Origin of the sequence: Massilia sp. TSP1-1-2 (genome assembly GCF_049896185.1) — a bacterium.
GTDB lineage: Bacteria > Pseudomonadota > Gammaproteobacteria > Burkholderiales > Burkholderiaceae_D > Telluria_A.
Window position 1 is genome coordinate 1 of the sequence record NZ_JAFCTU010000167.1, and the last position, 750, is coordinate 750.

General features: G+C 50.8%; 2 pseudogenes. One reads left to right on the plus strand and one right to left on the minus strand.

Going from position 1 to position 750, the window contains the following annotated elements:
* Positions 1-198: pseudogene (locus ACP7BV_RS27510) on the minus strand (IS5/IS1182 family transposase); the annotation flags it as partial.
* A gap of 322 nt (positions 199-520) precedes the next feature.
* Between ACP7BV_RS27510 and ACP7BV_RS27515 the strand changes: the two are divergent.
* Positions 521-750, plus strand: a pseudogene (locus tag ACP7BV_RS27515) (hypothetical protein); the annotation flags it as partial.

Here is a 750-nt window from a genome sequence, read left to right on the forward strand (position 1 = left end):
CTGCGCAACGTACATGCGCAGCATGCGCGCCAGTCCGATCGGCGGGCAGCTAGCGCCTTCCACCTTCGGATAATGCGGCTCGATTAGTTCATGCAGTTTCGACCAAGGTGTCACACTGTTGATCTTCGCGAGGAAGCGGTCGCGCCGGGTCAGCTTCTTCTTGGCGGCGTATTCGAGCTCGGAAAAGCTCTTCTGCATGATCAACTGGACGGTGGTCGCGGATGCCGTTATTGTCCCATGTCTTGCGCTCGACCGGAACGGGTTCCGAAGGAATTAATCAGTGCTTCCCTAGCGGCAAGGGTAAACACGACACCGCTGCTACACGTTAATCGAGCGATTCTGAACTGAATCCGGTTTGAAAGTGTCCGCGTACAAAGTTAGTAGTAACGCCTCTGACTCGTCCAACGCTAGAACGAATTTAATTAGTGTTGCCTCTAATCATGACACCATTTCGTGTGAACACGAATTGCCACGCGTTAAATGCTATATTGATATCTCTTCCTTTCAATCGGAATACTTAATGAATTTAGGCATACCAACTAGAAAAACTAAGCGTCTGCTGTGCATTTCGCCCAAGGGTGCACAACTCGTGAAAGAGGTCTGCGGAAACTTTCCTTCTTGGGACGTGTGCACGGTGGGCACACTGGAAGAAGCTGCGAAAGTTTTGCAAGAACAGCAGTATCTCGTGGGGCTGCTGTTGGGATGTATTGACTTTTTTTGCTATACAGAAGCGCCTGGCGGTCTTCCACC